Source organism: Corynebacterium kalinowskii, assembly GCF_009734385.1.
In the GTDB taxonomy this organism is placed as follows: domain Bacteria; phylum Actinomycetota; class Actinomycetes; order Mycobacteriales; family Mycobacteriaceae; genus Corynebacterium; species Corynebacterium kalinowskii.
In genome coordinates, this window is record NZ_CP046452.1 from 1,829,377 (window position 1) to 1,845,702 (window position 16,326).

Below are 16,326 nucleotides of genomic sequence, written 5' to 3' on the forward strand. Positions count from 1 at the left end.
TGAATTTTGATGGCCCGATGATCGTCCAGTCCGACAAGACGATCCTGCTGGAGATCGACCACCCACGCGCAGGGGAAGCGCGCGCTGCGCTCGCCCCCTTCGCCGAGCTTGAGCGGGCCCCGGAGCATATTCACACCTATCGCATTACTCCCCTTGCGTTGTGGAATGCGCGGGCCGCCGGGCACGATGCGGAGCAAGTCATTCACATGCTGGAAACATACTCTCGCTTTCCAGTGCCGCAGCCGCTGTTGGTGGATATTGCGGAGACGATGTCACGCTACGGGCGCGTGCGCCTGCACAAACATCCTGCGCACGGTCTCATTCTGGAGTCCAAGGAGCCTGCGATTCTGGCGGAGTTGCAACGGCACAAGAAGATCAAACCTATGCTCGGCGCCGCTATCGATGCTGAGTCAATCTTGGTACATCCGTCGGAGCGCGGACGGCTGAAGCAGGAATTGCTGAAGGTCGGTTGGCCGGCCGAGGACCTAGCCGGATATGTGGACGGCGAAGCACACCCAATCTCCTTGGTCGAAGACGGCTGGGCGTTGCGCGACTATCAGCAGTATGCGGCCGACTCTTTCTGGGAGGGCGGCTCGGGCGTAGTCGTGCTGCCCTGTGGCGCCGGTAAAACGATGGTCGGCGCGGCCTCCATGGCGAAGGCGCAGGCCACCACGCTGATTTTGGTGACCAATACGGTGGCTGGGCGTCAGTGGCGGGACGAGCTACTGCGTCGCACCACGCTCACGGAGGAAGAGATTGGCGAGTACTCCGGTGAGAAGAAGGAGATCCGTCCCGTCACGATTGCGACGTACCAGGTGGTCACCCGCAAGACGAAGGGCGAATACCGCGCCCTCGAGCTGTTCGATTCCTGCGACTGGGGCCTGATCATCTATGACGAAGTCCACCTGCTTCCCGCCCCAGTCTTTCGCATGACTTCGGATTTGCAGTCTCGCCGTCGTCTGGGTCTTACCGCCACCTTGGTGCGCGAAGATGGTCGGGAGGGCGATGTCTTCTCCCTCATTGGCCCCAAGCGTTACGACGCGCCCTGGAAAGATCTCGAAGCTCAAGGCTTCATCGCAACGGCCGAATGCACTGAGGTCCGCGTGACAATGCCGGACTCGGAGCGCATGACCTACGCTACTGCTGAGCCTGCTGACCGCTATCGACTCGCCGCCAGCTCTGCTGCGAAGATGCCGGTGATCCGCCGCCTTCTGAAGCGTCACGCGGGCATGCCGACCCTCATTATCGGCGCTTACGTAGATCAATTGGAGGAAATTGGCGCTGAGCTTGATGTTCCAGTTATCGAGGGCAAGACGTCGAATGCGAAACGAGAAAAGCTCTTTGAGGCCTTTCGCACTGGTCAGCTAGATACGCTAGTCGTTTCCAAGGTCGCCAACTTTTCTGTCGACTTGCCTGAAGCAGCAGTGGCTATTCAGATCTCTGGAACTTTTGGGTCCCGTCAGGAGGAGGCCCAGCGCCTCGGCCGACTTTTGCGCCCCAAGGCAGACGGCGGCGAGGCCCACTTTTACACCGTGGTCAGTCGCGATACGCTAGACGCTGAATATGCAGCTCATCGCCAGCGTTTCCTTGCCGAGCAGGGCTACGCTTACCGAATCATCGATGCCGAAGACATTTAGAAGGATCCCATGCGACAATTTCAGTTCACCGTCGACTCTGAGCACAACAAAAAGAACAACGAGTTCTCCCGCGACGCCACTAGGCTCCAAATTTCTGCCGGCATCTTCGGCTTCGTCCTGGCTCTGATTGCATTCGCAGTCATGCGCATTTCCGACGGTGCCCCATGGGGACTAGCCGTTGCCATCGGACTGGGAACCTTTGCGCTGTTTTGTTTTGCACTCATCTTCATCCTGCCGCGCCAAATGGGCTCTGCTCAGGCAATGTTTGAAAGCTACCCACTAGTTCCAGCCATGGTTGCGGAGGTCCTGCCCCGCGGCATGGTTCTCATGGCGCTTGTCGACGCCAATGCCTCCGATTCCGGCAAGCCGGTCCCGGCCCTCGCAATCCGCAATATGACTAACCTCCGCGGTCACGAACGCGTGGTCGGCGAGCGCGTGCCTGCCGTCGCGGTAGCCGGGCGTCGCTCAGTTTCGACTTCCGATCGTTGGGATGAGATCTCCCCTATGCCCATAGCGTGGGGAACGGCTGATGCAGGGACTGTAAAGGAAGCTCAAAAGGCCATCCCGGAGAATGAGTGGAACACCCTGCAAAAGCACCTTGATAAGCTTGAAAAAGTCAAAGCTACCGACATGAACCTTTTGATCCTCTAATCAGAGCACGTCTTGAATTGCCCGGCTGCGGCCGGGTTTTTCTTTTGTCAGGTTCAAGCACCTGTAGGACAGCAAACCAGGAGAGATTGACTAGCAACGCATGTCAGCATTTTCTGACGCTTTAATTGCCCTTCCTGACGAACCGACCAGGTGTGCCCAGCACCCCTGACCTACGGTTTCCGGCCGGCAACGAAGAACAAGCCTAGGCGCAGCGATAGCACCGCCCCTATTTCGTGAGAGCCTACTGGGGAACAACTCCACTCCCCATCTTCGGTGAAGCCTTTCACCATTGACTCTTGCCAATTGACGTGATGGACATACCACATAGGACATCTACTTCCCTCGCACTCGGCTCAAACACCAAGAGACCCTCTGAGGCCTCGTTTGGTTTCAGCGGGACTTTCAACGATGCGTGTCAGTGCCTAGAAATAGCAGAAAGACCCAGGGGTATCCTGGGTCTTTCTGGTTTGTTAAGTTTTTGGTCGGCGGTGTCCTACTCTCCCACACCCTCCCAGGTGCAGTACCATCGGCGCAGTAAGGCTTAGCTTCCGGGTTCGGAATGGGACCGGGCGTTTCCCTCACGCTAATAACCACCGACACAACTGTGACAATCGGCCACACACACATGTGGTGTGGGTGTTGTGTCAGATACTGCATAGTGGACGCGATTTATTCATTTGTTTTTGCTTGCGGCAAGATGTTTTGTTTGCTGTTGCGTGCCCCATGTTTGGGTTTTGTTAGTTGGTGTATTAGTACCAGTTACCTCCACACATTGCTGTGCTTCCAGATCTGGCCTATCAACCCCATGGTCTATGGGGAACCTCAAAAGAAACCTTATCTTGAAACAGGCTTCCCGCTTAGATGCTTTCAGCGGTTATCCCTTCCGTACGTAGCCAACCAGCCATGCACCTGGCGGTACAACTGGCACACCAGAGGTACGTCCGTCCCGGTCCTCTCGTACTAGGGACAGCTTTTCTCAAGTTTCCACGCGCGCGGCGGATAGAGACCGAACTGTCTCACGACGTTCTAAACCCAGCTCGCGTGCCGCTTTAATGGGCGAACAGCCCAACCCTTGGGACCTACTCCAGCCCCAGGATGCGACGAGCCGACATCGAGGTGCCAAACCATCCCGTCGATATGGACTCTTGGGGAAGATCAGCCTGTTATCCCCGGGGTACCTTTTATCCGTTGAGCGACACCGCATCCACAAGCCAGTGCCGGATCACTAGTCCCGACTTTCGTCCCTGCTCGACCTGTCAGTCTCACAGTCAAGCTCCCTTGTGCACTTACACTCACCACCTGATTGCCAACCAGGCTGAGGGAACCTTTGGGCGCCTCCGTTACTCTTTAGGAGGCAACCGCCCCAGTTAAACTACCCACCAGGCACTGTCCCTAACCCAGATCATGGGCCGAGGTTGAGGTATCTACTACGATCAGAGTGGTATTTCAACAACGACTCAACAACACCTAGCGATGCTGCATCACAGTCTCCCACCTATCCTACACAAACCGCACCAAACACCAATACCAAGCTATAGTGAAGGTCCCGGGGTCTTTTCGTCCTGCCGCGCGAAACGAGCATCTTTACTCGTACTGCAATTTCACCGGGCCTGTGGTTGAGACAGCAGGGAAGTCGTTACGCCATTCGTGCAGGTCGGAACTTACCCGACAAGGAATTTCGCTACCTTAGGATGGTTATAGTTACCACCGCCGTTTACTGGGGCTTAAATTCTCCGCTTCGGACTTTACGTCCTAACAGGTCCTCTTAACCTTCCAGCACCGGGCAGGCGTCAGTCCGTATACATCGACTTATCGTCTTCGCACGGACCTGTGTTTTTAATAAACAGTCGCTTCCCTCTATTCTCTGCGACCACAACCAGCTCACGTTGTAAAAACGATCACCGCTTGTGGTCCCCCTTCTCCCGAAGTTACGGGGGCATTTTGCCGAGTTCCTTAACCACAGTTCACCCGAACGCCTTAGTATTCTCTACCTGACTACCTGTGTCGGTTTGGGGTACGGGCCGAATATGCACATCGCTAGAGGCTTTTCTCGACAGTACAGGATCACCAACATCCCCTTTTAAAGGGTACGCATCACGCCTCACCCTACATGCGGTCCCGGATTTACCTAGGCCGCGGGCTACACGCTTACACCACAATCCAATAAGTGGCTCGGCTACCTCACTGCGTCACCCCATCACTTAGCTACTACCAGATCAGGCCCCACGCATCCACACCACACAACACTCAAAGAGCATCACGAGGTGTTTCAGGGTGGTTAGTATCACTGATTCACCATGGTCGCGCACACTCGGGTACGGGAATATCAACCCGTTATCCATCGACTACGCCTGTCGGCCTCGCCTTAGGCCCCGACTCACCCTGGGAAGACGAGCTTGACCCAGGAACCCTTAGTCATCCGGCGGATGAGATTCTCACTCATCAATTCGTTACTCATGCCTGCATTCTCACTCGCGTACACTCCACACCAGGTTACCCGGATGCTTCAACGCAGTACACGACGCTCCCCTACCCAACATATAAATATATTGCCGCGGTTTCGGTGGTGTGCTTGAGCCCCACTACATTGTCGGCGCAGAACCACTCGACCAGTGAGCTATTACGCACTCTTTCAAGGATGGCTGCTTCTAAGCCAACCTCCTGGCTGTCTAAGCGATCCCACATCCTTTTCCACTTAGCACACTCTTAGGGACCTTAACCGGCGATCTGGGCTGTTTCCCTCTCGACTACGAAGCTTATCCCCCGCAGTCTCACTGCTGCACTAACTTTGGCCGGCATTCGGAGTTTGGCTGACGTCGCTAAGATTGTAGTCCCGCTAAACCAACCAGTAGCTCTACCTCCGGCAAGCACCATGCAACGCTGCACCTAAATGCATTTCGGGGAGAACCAGCTATCACGGAGTTTGATTGGCCTTTCACCCCTACCCACAACTCATCCCCTCAGTTTTCAACCTAAGTGGGTTCGCGCCTCCACAACCTCTTACAGCTGCTTCACACTGGCCATGGGTAGATCACCCCGCTTCGGGTCCAAGACATGCCACTAAACACACTAGTTAGTATTCGCTTTCGCTACGACTACCCCACAACGGGTTAACCTCGCGACATGCCGCTGACTCGCAGGCTCATTCTTCAAAAGGCACGCCATCACCCCAAAGGGCTCTGACGGATTGTAGGCACACGGTTTCAGGTACTATTTCACTCCCCTCCCGGGGTACTTTTCACCATTCCCTCACGGTACTAATCCGCTATCGGTCACACTGAGTATTCAGGCTTACCGGGTGGTCCCGGCAGATTCACAGCAGATTCCACGAGCCCGCTGCTACTCGGGAAACAAACACGCATGGCTTGCACATTTTCAGGTACCGGGCTCTCACCGTCTACGGCAGGCGATTCCACACCACTTCCCCTAACACACAAACACACACGACCAACACGGCAGTATTGGAACAGCTTGCTCCCACAACCCCACACACGCAACCCCTGCCGGGTATCACACGCATGCAGTTTAGCCAAACATCCGCTTTCGCTCGCCGCTACTGACGGAATCACAATTGTTTTCTTCTCCTACGGGTACTGAGATGTTTCACTTCCCCGCGTAACCCCCACACCCACTATGAATTCATGGGCAGGTAACTAGGCATAACCCTAGCTGGGTTTCCCCATTCGGACACCCTCGGATCAACGCTCTATTGGCAACTCCCCGAGGCTTATCGCAGCCTTACACGTCCTTCATCGGCTCAGTATGCCAAGGCATCCACCGTGCGCCCTTAAGTAACAAAAACACCATACAAAAGGCAAACACAAACAAAATATATGCCACAAAAAACAAAGAAACACAATAAAAATTGCATCGCGTCCACTATACAGTTCTCACACAACACACCCCCCACAACCAGCAACCACACCATCCCACAAAGAAACAGTCACGCAACCAGAAAGCAAGGAGCCCATTGAAACAACACAACAGTGTCATTCCAGACACCCAACAGCATGCCAAGCACAAAAACATATTTAAGTCATATTTCCGGTCGTGATGACCACCACCATATAAGCGGCTAGTTAGTCTCCACCCGATTCATAAACCAACAGCCACACACTCGGTGACTGAGTTGGTGTACACGGCTCACAACTGTGAGCCAAAAAAGCTCCTTAGAAAGGAGGTGATCCAGCCGCACCTTCCGGTACGGCTACCTTGTTACGACTTCGTCCCAATCACCGATCCCACCTTCGACAGCTCCCCCCTAAAAGGTTGGGCCACTGGCTTCGGGTGTTACCGACTTTCATGACGTGACGGGCGGTGTGTACAAGGCCCGGGAACGTATTCACCGCAGCGTTGCTGATCTGCGATTACTAGCGACTCCGACTTCATGGGGTCGAGTTGCAGACCCCAATCCGAACTGAGGCCGGCTTTCAGCGATTAGCTTCACCTCACAGTGTCGCAAACGCGTTGTACCGACCATTGTAGCATGTGTGAAGCCCTGGACATAAGGGGCATGATGATTTGACGTCATCCCCACCTTCCTCCGAGTTAACCCCGGCAGTCTCTCATGAGTCCCCACCATAACGTGCTGGCAACATAAGACAAGGGTTGCGCTCGTTGCGGGACTTAACCCAACATCTCACGACACGAGCTGACGACAACCATGCACCACCTGTACACCAGCCACAAGGGAAACTACATCTCTGCAGCGATCTGGTGTATGTCAAGCCCAGGTAAGGTTCTTCGCGTTGCATCGAATTAATCCACATGCTCCGCCGCTTGTGCGGGCCCCCGTCAATTCCTTTGAGTTTTAGCCTTGCGGCCGTACTCCCCAGGCGGGGCGCTTAATGCGTTAGCTACGGCACAGAAGTCGTGGAAGACCCCTACACCTAGCGCCCACCGTTTACAGCATGGACTACCAGGGTATCTAATCCTGTTCGCTACCCATGCTTTCGCTCCTCAGCGTCAGTTACTGCCCAGAGACCTGCCTTCGCCATTGGTGTTCCTCCTGATATCTGCGCATTTCACCGCTACACCAGGAATTCCAGTCTCCCCTACAGCACTCAAGTTATGCCCGTATCGCCTGCAGCTCCGAAGTTAAGCCCCGGTATTTCACAGACGACGCGACAAACCACCTACGAGCTCTTTACGCCCAGTAATTCCGGACAACGCTCGCACCCTACGTATTACCGCGGCTGCTGGCACGTAGTTAGCCGGTGCTTCTTATACAGGTACCGTCACGTTAGCTTCGTCCCTGTCGAAAGAGGTTTACAACCCGAAGGCCGTCATCCCCCACGCGGCGTCGCTGCATCAGGCTTGCGCCCATTGTGCAATATTCCCCACTGCTGCCTCCCGTAGGAGTCTGGGCCGTGTCTCAGTCCCAATGTGGCCGATCGACCTCTCAGTCCGGCTACCCGTCGACGCCTTGGTAGGCCATTACCCCACCAACAAGCTGATAGGCCGCAGGCTCATCCCACACCGCAAAAGCTTTCCACCATCGACACTAAACAATGGTAGGTATCCGGTATTAGACCCAGTTTCCCAGGCTTATCCCAAAGTGCAGGGCAGATCACCCACGTGTTACTCACCCGTTCGCCACTCGAGTACCCCGAAGGGCCTTTCCGTTCGACTTGCATGTGTTAAGCACGCCGCCAGCGTTCGTCCTGAGCCAGGATCAAACTCTCCATAAAAGATCAAAATAATCAGAACTATGAAAAGCCCAACTACCTAGCAAAAAAACAAACAACCAGCAAAAACAAACCCCAAAAGGCCTGCCTCTATCTAGATTGTCCAAAAATACGTGACTCCCCCAAAATCCGACGAGGAAAGAAAAGAAAGCCACAAAATTGAGTATTAATGCTTACACAGACCCCTCACGGGCCTGCCGGCACCAACACACAACCAAAAACAACTTAAAAAATAAGTACTTGGCACACTATTGAGTTCTCAAACAACACACGCACACCCACCTGGAATTAACTTGTTGTTAACTCCATTTAAGGCGACCTGTCCGACTGTAGCTGATTTAGATTTGTTAGTCAAAATCCGCTTCGTCATGCAGCGTTTTCGTGTAACTTTTCGGTCACACTGTCTCGCTGACCTGGACTAAGTTACGCACTATCGGATAAGAACACAAATCGCCAGGTCATCGAGCATTTAGTGGTAGCAAGCAAGGAGGCCATCTGGCCGCTCGATTACCTGTACTGGGGTGTTGAAGATGTCCGTAAGGAGATCGTCCTGCATGATCTGCTCCGGCGTGCCGAATTGGACCACCGTGCCGTTTTTGGCGGCACAAATGTAGTCGGAGTACTTAGCGGCGAAGTTGATGTCATGGAGCACCACAACCACTGTCTTGCCGAATGTCGTGGCAGCGTCCCGCAGATGTCGCATCATCTGGACACTGTGGGCCATATCGAGATTGTTCAAGGGTTCGTCGAGAAGCACATATTGCGTTTCTTGGGCGAGCACCATCGCCACGTACGCACGTTGGCGCTGACCACCGGACAGTTGGTCGAGGTAGCGCCCTTCGAGTTCGCTGAGACCGAGGAAGTCGATGTAGCGCGAGACTATCTGCTCGTCATCGCGGGTCAAGCGCCCTTGGGAGTGTGGGAAGCGGCCGAAGCCGACGAGCTGTCGGACAGTGAGGCGGGTGATGAAGTGGTTTTCCTGCCGCAGGATAGAGACGATCTTCGCTAGGTCCTTTGACTTCGTCGATGCCACATCGAGTGATCCGATGCGGATGGTGCCTTCGTCGATGTCAAGAAGCCGGCCGATCATGGTCAGCAACGTCGATTTGCCCGCGCCATTCGGCCCGACGAGGGATGTCACTCCCCCGGCGGGGATTTCGAGAGAGACCGGGCCGATCTCCACAGTGGACGAGTATTTCTTCTTTACGCCAGCAAGTTCAATCACAGTCGGCCCTTTCGCAGCAGGACAAATAGGAACAATGAGCCGCCCACAAGCTCAATGATGATGGAAACCGCACCCTGGGCATAGAAGATGTGGTTCATGACAAAGTAGGCAGAGGTCAAGACGAGGAAAGCGCCGATGGTTGCCATGGGCAGGACGGCCCGATGGTCATAGGTATCCGCGAACTGATAGGTCAATGTCGCTACCAAGAAGCCGAGGAAGGTCATCGGCCCCACCAAAGCGGTGGAGACTGCCATCAGCACCGAGACCAACACCAGGAAGTAGATCGATGCGTGGCGGTGGTTAATTCCGAGGTTATTGGCAAGATCGGCACCCAAGGACACCACATTAAGCACCTTGGCCCTCAGCACGATGCCCAGCGTAGCGGCCAGCACTAATACAATCGCTAACCACAAATACTCTGTCTTGGCATTAGTGACGGAGCCAAACATCCGCGCTGTGAGCACGTCAAACTCGCTCGGGCTGAGTAGACGACGCATGAAGGTAGACAGCGAGCCAAGGCCACCACCAATGACGATGCCAACGAGCAACATCACCTGAATGTTCGCAAAACGCCCGGTCAGCAGCCAGCCGTATAGCACCAAGCTCATCCCCACCATCAGGATCACTTGGGTGATGAATTGCCACGTCCCCGAGAACGCTGCAAGCCCGGCCGCGCCAAAGAAAAACACGACCGAAGTTTGAATGACCATGTAGAGTGCCTCAAACCCCATGATTGATGGGGTCACGATGCGGTTGTTGGTCACCGTTTGGAAAGTCACCGTCGCCATCGCTTGCGCCAACGCGACAATCGCCATCACGATGATTGCAGTCGCGCGACGTTCCGCAATCAGCCAGAAGCCTGGCGTGCCAAATGGCATGGGGTTGCCCCAAGCCAGTAGACCGAAAGCAAAGAGGGCGCTCAAACCGATCATGATGCTGAGCGTCAGCCAATAGCGTGAGCGAACTTTAGGCGTCGCAAAGCAGCCTGCCCCATGTCTATGGATACAACTTCCCGTGCATGTGCGGCAGGGATCGAAAGGCTGGGCAGGTGGATGCTCGACGGCGACGTCGATAGGCGGGGTGCGACGCACCTTGAACCGGAGCGGAAGAAGATTAGGCACGTCGCTGCTGCCTCACAATCAGGTAGATGAAAACGATCGCACCCAATACGCCGAGGACCAGGGACACCGGAACCTCAAAGGGGGCGATGATAGTGCGGCCGATGAGATCGCACACGGTGACGATGCCGATTCCGAGCACGCACACCCACGGCAGGTTGCTGCGTAGGTCATCGCCACGGAACATGGAGACAACGTTCGGGACGATCAGGCCAATAAAGGGCAAATTGCCGACGACCACAGTCACGACACCAGTAGCCACCGCCACCAAGCCGGTGCCGATCACGATGATTTTGTTGTAGTCAAGGCCGACATTGGTGGCAATATCTTGCCCCAGCCCGGCAACAGTCAAGCGATCCGCAAAGAAGAACACGGCCACGACTACCAAAGCCACGATCCACAACACCTCGTATTGCCCACGAAGCACGGAGGTGAAAGATCCAGCGAACCAAATGCCTAGGCTTTGCAATTTGTCCAGCTTGAGAGCGATAAAGGTCGAGATCGAACTGACCACGGCGCCCAGCATGATGCCGACAATCGGCACGATCAGTGACGATCGCAGAGTAACGCGACGCAGGAATGCGAAAAAGACCATGGTGCCGACAAACGCGAAAATGACCGCGGTGATCATCCGAGGCATCAGACCGGCCTCAGGGAAAAAGATCATCGAAAACAGCAGCCCAAGACCCGCCCACTCCGTAGTTCCCGTGGTCGTGGGCTCCACAAAACGGTTTTGGGTGAGCAGCTGCATCACCAGACCACTCATGGCCATCGCAGCTCCGGCCAGCACCAATGCCACCGTCCGAGGGATGCGAGTGATGGCAAAGATCTCCTTGCCTTCGGCTCCCCCAAGGATGTCATAGGCACCAACAAACAGCGACAGCACGAGCAGGCCGATAATCGCGGCAACTCCAACAATTAGGCGCCACTCCAGAAGTCTGCCTCGGGTCGCCTGCGCGCGAACTGCAGTCATGAGTGTCCTCTCTTTTTCGGTTTGGGTCCGGACATGCACAAAGGCCACACCCGGCGGTTGCCAGGCATGACCAGTGGTTTTCAGACCTTTTAGCCCTTGAAGGCCTTGAAGGCCTTGGCGATGGAGTTAAAGATCTCCGTGTGGGTCTGGATACCGTCGTTGGTGTAGGTGTCGGCAGGCAGGAAGATCACCTTGCTCTTCTTTACTGCGTCGACGTTCTGCAGGACCTGGTTTTCCTTCAGGACAGTTTCCGCAGGTCGGAAGCCAGCTTCCTTCGCAGCAGTCGTGCCTGCATCGCGGTCGAGAACGATGATCCAATCCGGGTTGGACTGAGCAATTGCCTCAACAGAGACTTCATCACCCATGTGGTTTGTGGAGCCATTTTCAATCTGGAGGGCTGGCTTCCAGCCGAACAGGTCGAACATCGGGCCGACAGTACGTCCCTTGGATGGCGCAATGTAGCCGAATTCACCGCCAGAAACGTTTACTGCCATCACAGTCTCACCCGACTTGTATGCGTCCTTGACAGCCTGGATAGAAGCATCGAAATCCTTGTTCAGCTTGTCGGCTTCCGTCTCTTTGCCGAAGATCTTGCCCAAAGCGGTGGTCTCACGCTTGAGTTCAGAATCGATCGGCTTGTCCGGGCGGACATCGAAGTTGAGGTAGGCAGCATCCGGCGTCAGCTTCTTGATCTCTTCCTCGAACTGGAGGAATCGCTGGCCACCCAAAATGAGGTCGGGCTGCGCGGCCACGAGGTTTTCCAGGTTTGGCTCGCGGTGCATGCCCAGATCCAGCACGCTATCGCCCTTGCCGAGGTCAACAGTGCCTGGGATCAACGGCTTTGGCGCAGCTTTAACCTCAATGCCCCAGTCGGCAAGTGTTTCAAAGTTGCGGTTCGCCAAGGACACTGCGGACTTCGGAGGCGACGGCACTTCGTGAGTACCGGTATTGTCCTCGATCTGGACAGTCTTGACGGCTGCCTCATCCTTTGTTTCTGCAGCTCCACCACCACAGGCAGTGAGGGCGAAAGCTGCAGCGGAGACCACAGTCAGAGTGCGGAGTCGAGAAGAAAACATAAGCTGATCCTTGGTTGTCATGGGTAGTCATCCTGAGAACTCATACCCGAGGAGTAAGTAAGCCTTGCCTAAGCTGTAGTTAGGTTAGCATTACCTGGGCTCAATTACGCAACTTTTTTGTGAGGTAATTGAACCTACCCCCTCTTCTCTCGCGTTCACCTGGCCCCAAATGGCCCTTGTGCTGCAAAAAGTCGAAACAACGCCGTCACACCCGGTTCACCAGAAATAGCGAAAGGGCGCTCCGGACTTTGTCCGAAACGCCCCTACATCGAGTCGCTACTTGCGGAAGAACTCCGCTGCCGACTCAAATAGCTTCATGTCGTACTCTCCTGGGACGTTCTTGTAAGTCGAACCGGAGATACGCTCAGAGTGGCCCATCTTGCCCAGGACGCGACCATCCTCGGACATGATGCCTTCCAGCGCAAACAGTGCGCCGTTTGGGTTGACAGAAATGTCCATCAGCGGCTCGCCAGCAGCGTCAACATACTGAGTGATGGCAGCAGCCTTGAGACGCTCCCATTCGGACTCCCCTGCTGTAATGCGACCCTCGCCGTGCGAAATCGGCACTGCGAAGACGTCGCCAACATTCACCTTGGACAGCCATGGTGAGTTGTTGTTCACCACGCGCACGCGCGAAATGCGCGACTGGTGACGGCCAATGGTGTTGAACGTCAGGGTTGGAGTCTCGGTACCTGGCTCCACGATGGAGCCATATGGCACCAGACCCAGCTTGATCAGAGCCTGGAAACCATTGCAGATGCCGAGGATGAGGCCGCCACGGTCGTCGAGAAGCCCCTGCACGCCCGCCGTCAGAGCCGGGTTGCGCAGGAAGGATGTCATGAACTTGGCGGAACCGTCTGGCTCGTCGCCGCCGGAGAAGCCACCCGGCAGGAAGAGCATCTGGGAGCGATCCAGCGCCGTGGCCATGCGGTCTACCGACTCAGCGATGTCCTCTGGGGTGCGGTTGCGCACGACGAGGATTTCCGCCTCGATACCCGCGCGTTGGAGCGCACGCGCGGAGTCATACTCGCAGTTGGTGCCAGGGAAGACTGGGATCAGGGCCGTTGGAGTTGCGCCACCAAAGGTGGGCTTATTAGCAGGCTTTTCGACGCCCACAGTCCCCGCCAGCTCGGTTGAGCCAACCTGCTCTGCAGCGGTTGGGTACACCGGCTCCAGCGTGCCGAGGTAAGCGGCTTCCGCCTCTTCGAACGGAACCGTTGCACCGCGGAAGGTGAATCCGCCCATTTGAGTAGCGCCAAGGACATCGCCGGCGGTCGGCTCGACGCCATCTGCCCACTCGAGGACGAATGCGCCGTAGGCGTAGTCGTACAGCGGAGCATCCTCGGCGAAAGCGAAGCCGATGGCCTCGCCCAGCCCCATCTTGAGCACGGCCTCTGCCACGCCACCGAAACCTGGGGTGTAGGCGGAGAGGACCTTGCCTTCGCGCATCAACGTAGTGACGGTGTTGTAATTGGCGAGGAGGGACTCTGGCGTCGGCAAGCCAGCCAAAGCGGTGTCCTCTTCAGCAGCCAACGATGGCGACAACAGAGTGACGGTGTGACCTGCGGCCTTGAAGTGGTTCGGCACCACATTGCGCGCGTCATCGTGGCTGACCGCGATGGAGATGACTGTCGGCGGAACGTGCAGTTCTTCGAAGGTGCCGGACATCGAGTCCTTGCCACCGATCGCGGCGACGCCAAGGCCGAGCTGGGCCTTGATGGTGCCAAGCAGCGCAGCAGCTGGCTTGCCCCAGGCCGCAGCGGAATCCATGCGCTCGAAGTATTCCTGGAAGGACAGGTAGGTCTCATCGATGGAGGCACCTGTGGCGATCAGCTTGGACACGGACTCGACGACTGCGAGGTATGCGCCGTGGTACGGGCTGGCTTCGGTCAGGTATGGGTTGTAACCCCAGGACATGACGGAACAGTTGGTGGTCTCCCCCAGCACAGGCAGGGTGTTCGCCATCGCCTGGATTGGAGTGGCCTGGCGGGTACCACCAAACGGCATCAACACGGTGCCGGCACCGACGGTGGAGTCGAAGCGCTCGGACAGGCCCTGCTTGGAGGCAACATTCAGATCCGATGCCATGCCGAGGAAGGATTCGTTGAAATCGGCCGAACGAGCCCACTCGCGGCCTGCTGCTCGCCAGTCACCGGCAGGTGCGATCTCAGCGGTGACGTGCTTCTTCGCGCCGTTGGTGTTCAGGAATTCGCGGGAGAGATCGACGATGGCGTTGCCGCGCCAGTTCATGCGCATGCGGCCGGAATCGGTCACCTCGGCGACGATGACTGCGGTGAGGTTTTCCTCGTTGGACAGCTCGATGAGCTTTGCTGCGTCCTTTGCCTCGACCACAATCGCCATGCGCTCTTGGGACTCAGATAGCGCAAGTTCAGTGCCGTTAAGACCCTCGTACTTCTTTGGCACAGCATCGAGGTTGATCTCGAGGGAATCAGCGAGTTCGCCGACTGCCACCGCCACGCCACCTGCGCCGAAGTCATTGCAGCGCTTGATGAGCTGGGAGAACTCCGGGTTACGGAACAGGCGCTGCAGCTTGCGCTCCTCAGGCGCGTTGCCCTTTTGCACCTCTGCGCCCGCGGTAGTCAGGGACTCTACGGTGTGCTTCTTCGAGGAACCCGTCGCGCCACCAATACCGTCGCGTCCGGTAGCTCCGCCGACCAGGACCACGAGGTCGCCAGCCGCAGGAACTTCACGGCGAACATTTGCCGCCGGAGCACCTGCGACAACAGCACCCATTTCCAGGTGCTTTGCCACATAGCCTGGGTGGTACAGCTCGTCCACGAGTCCGGTGGCCAGGCCGATCTGGTTACCGTAAGAGGAGTTGCCTGCAGCAGCAACGCGAGCAATAGTCTTCTGTGGCAGCTTGCCCTCGCGGGTCGTGGTCTCCAGCGGGTTGCCTGAGCCGGAGATGCGCATCGCGCCGTAGACGTAGCCACGGCCGGAGAGTGGGTCGCGGATTGCGCCACCGATACAGGTCGCAGCGCCACCGAATGGCTCAATTTCGGTCGGGTGGTTGTGCGTCTCGTTCTTGAACAGCAGCAACCACGGCTCTTCCTTGCCGTCGACGGTGATGTTGACGTGCACGGTGCAGGCGTTAATCTCCTCGGAGACATCCATCTTGTCGAGTTTGCCCGTGGCTCGCAGCACCTTTGCTGCGATGGTGCCCATGTCCATCAAAGTGACGGGCTTGGTGCGGTTGATGGATTCGCGCGCTGCCAGGTAGTCCTGGTACGCGGCTTCTGCGGCTGGCTCATTGAAAGTAATCGAATCGAGGACGGTTTCAAACGTCGTGTGACGGCAGTGATCCGACCAGTAGGTATCGATGACCTTGAGCTCGGTGATCGTCGGGTCGCGATCCTCAGAGGCGAAGTAATCACGGATCAAGATCGCGTCGTCGGTGTCCATCGCGAGGCCCTGGCCGGACACGAAGGCGTGGATGTCGGCGTCGGAAAGCGCGGTAAAGCCCTCGAGCTTCTCGACGTCCGCAGGCTTCTCGACGCTCATAGTCAAGGTCTCGGGCAGCTCCAGATTCGCTTCTCGCGCTTCGACTGGATTGATAAGGTCGGTGCGCATCTTCTCAGGGATCTCACCTTCGACCGCGTAGAGCACAGCGGTGCGCACCTGGGGGCGCTGCTTTTCAAAGAGGAACTGGATGCACTGAGCAGCGGAATCGGCGCGCTGGTCGAACTGACCAGGCAATGGCTCCACTGCGAGGATCTGGCCGTCAATTCCGGCCTCCTCCAGCGTTGCGAAAGTGTTGTCTACCTGGGGCTCGGAGAGCACGAGCTTGACCGCTTTGTCGAACTCCTCGTTCGTCGTACCTTCGACGTCGTAACGATTGAGCATGCGCACCTTGACGCCGTACTCCTTCGAGAGGGCCGCAGCGTGCCCACCTTCGCGATTCTCCACGTACACACGCTGAACCATCGTGCCTCCAGATT

7 protein-coding genes and 3 rRNA genes are annotated in these 16,326 nt (G+C 56.5%); 2 read left to right on the plus strand and 8 right to left on the minus strand.

The features are described from left to right. The first annotated feature begins 17 nt into the window (after window positions 1-17). Window positions 18-1,637: a DNA repair helicase XPB gene (locus CKALI_RS08705; RefSeq protein WP_407643769.1), complete on the plus strand. Its 1,620-nt coding sequence runs from the start codon at window positions 18-20 to the stop codon at window positions 1,635-1,637. A gap of 9 nt (window positions 1,638-1,646) precedes the next feature. After that, entirely contained in the window at window positions 1,647-2,288 is a 642-nt protein-coding gene (locus CKALI_RS08710) for a DUF3239 domain-containing protein (RefSeq protein WP_156192986.1), read from the plus strand. Between the two features lie 480 nt (window positions 2,289-2,768). On the opposite strand, the gene rrf is transcribed toward CKALI_RS08710, so the two are convergent. From rrf to CKALI_RS08750, 8 genes are all read right to left on the minus strand, one after another. Next, a 5S ribosomal RNA gene (rrf, locus tag CKALI_RS08715) occupies window positions 2,769-2,886 on the minus strand. 130 nt (window positions 2,887-3,016) lie between these two features. Further along, a 23S ribosomal RNA gene (locus tag CKALI_RS08720) occupies window positions 3,017-6,090 on the minus strand. Between the two features lie 371 nt (window positions 6,091-6,461). Continuing rightward, a 16S ribosomal RNA gene (locus tag CKALI_RS08725) occupies window positions 6,462-7,978 on the minus strand. Together the 16S, 23S and 5S rRNA genes form the textbook arrangement of a ribosomal RNA operon. Before the next feature lie 466 nt (window positions 7,979-8,444). Next, a complete protein-coding gene (locus CKALI_RS08730) occupies window positions 8,445-9,200 on the minus strand; it encodes an iron ABC transporter ATP-binding protein (RefSeq protein WP_156192987.1) in 756 nt (251 codons plus the stop codon). Beyond that, window positions 9,197-10,132 (minus strand): iron chelate uptake ABC transporter family permease subunit, encoded by a 936-nt coding sequence (locus CKALI_RS08735; protein ID WP_156192988.1) that lies wholly within the window; start codon window positions 10,130-10,132, stop codon window positions 9,197-9,199. The genes CKALI_RS08730 and CKALI_RS08735 overlap by 4 nt, the downstream gene beginning before the upstream one ends. Window positions 10,133-10,313: 181 nt before the next feature. Further along, window positions 10,314-11,291 (minus strand): ABC transporter permease, encoded by a 978-nt coding sequence (locus CKALI_RS08740; protein WP_156192989.1) that lies wholly within the window; start codon window positions 11,289-11,291, stop codon window positions 10,314-10,316. 89 nt (window positions 11,292-11,380) lie between these two features. Continuing rightward, complete coding sequence (locus CKALI_RS08745; RefSeq protein ID WP_156192990.1) at window positions 11,381-12,367, minus strand: siderophore ABC transporter substrate-binding protein; 987 nt, start codon at window positions 12,365-12,367, stop codon at window positions 11,381-11,383. A 276-nt stretch (window positions 12,368-12,643) separates the two neighbouring features. After that, a complete protein-coding gene (locus CKALI_RS08750) occupies window positions 12,644-16,294 on the minus strand; it encodes a phosphoribosylformylglycinamidine synthase (RefSeq protein WP_231580447.1) in 3,651 nt (1,216 codons plus the stop codon). Window positions 16,295-16,326: the final 32 nt, after the last annotated feature.